Genomic DNA, 1179 nt, shown 5'->3' on the forward strand with positions numbered 1-1179 from the left:
AGGAACCGCGTGCCTATTAATAAAACAATCCCTGCCGAAATCAAGCGAGGAGACAGATGAAAAAGCAATTTATTATAACAGGAATGATTACCCTTTTGGGAATGATAAATTTGGCATATGCAAGCAATTTTGATGGAAGTCATTTAGGTAGTAGCGTGCGGCTAAATCTTTTAAGGGCACAGATTCTTTCGGAATCACATACTAAACAGAATTCACCTGCTCCATCGCCACAACCTGCTCCATCGCCACAACCTGCTCCATCGCCACAACCTGCTTCACCGCCACAACCTGCTCCATCGCCACAACCTGCTTCACCGCCACAACCTGCTTCACCGCCACAACCTGCTCTATCAGCAGAATATTCGGAAATCCTTCAGCTTTTAAAAAAAGGAGAAATTATTGAGCTCTTAAAAAAGCAGCTTGATTCGAAAAGACAACAACTTTCACAAGTAGAAAAAGCTTATCAGGCTATAACAAAGGATCAGAAAACAAACCCAAAGCAAATAGACTTTTCTAGTTTTTTTCTTAAAGAGCCAGAATTTCTTTATACAGACAGTAAGCTTTCAAGGCAATCATATCAAGAGGTCTTGGAGGAAGAAAACAAAGTTTCTGGGAACTTTGATCAAATCAGCAAAGCTATTTCTGGGCGTTTACAATCTGTATCTGTTCAAGATAAAGCTGTGAGTTTGGAAAGTTTTGAAAACATAGAAAGTCGTTTTCAATACCTCAGAGGACTACTCGATGAGCTTCAAACAAAAGAAAAACTGAAAGACATTGCAGATCTTCAAGCACATATCGATGGTACATTAGCTATGATCCAAAATGAATTTATAAAAATGGAAATGGTAGCGTATTTACATGATGCTGAGCAATCACTTATCAAAAAGAAACGACGCGAACTTGATATGATGTTTTTTAACAATGAAAAAAAACAGATACCGATCATACGATGAACACAAAAGCTAATTTACAGGGTTCAGTACTATCCCAATAATTCAAAGAGACACAGAGATTTTATCAAAGCCAAGATATCGTGGTGAAAATACTTAGGGACTGTATAAATGCAAATGAAGTGTTTAGCATGTATCTATGTTTCAAGGTGATAAAAAGTTGAAAATTCGTTAAAGAGGAATGCCATGAACTTCACTATGTTCACGCAACTTTTCGATAAAATTAACC

At 37.4% G+C, this 1179-nt stretch carries 1 protein-coding gene; it reads left to right on the top strand.

Going from position 1 to position 1179, the window contains the following annotated elements; genetic code table 11:
* Window positions 1–56 precede the first annotated feature (56 nt).
* Window positions 57–953 carry a TrbJ/VirB5 family protein gene (locus ACFIO5_RS10295; protein ID WP_375705348.1) on the top strand — a complete coding sequence of 299 codons (897 nt, stop codon included), beginning with the start codon at window positions 57–59 and terminating at the stop codon, window positions 951–953.
* Window positions 954–1179 lie beyond the last annotated feature (226 nt).

This window comes from Bartonella sp. AA86SXKL, from assembly GCF_042196885.1.

Coding starts and splice junctions, on each gene's coding strand:
- ACFIO5_RS10295 (WP_375705348.1), top strand. CDS start 57: ATGAAAAAGCAATTTATTATAACAGGAATGATTACCCTTTTGGGAATG.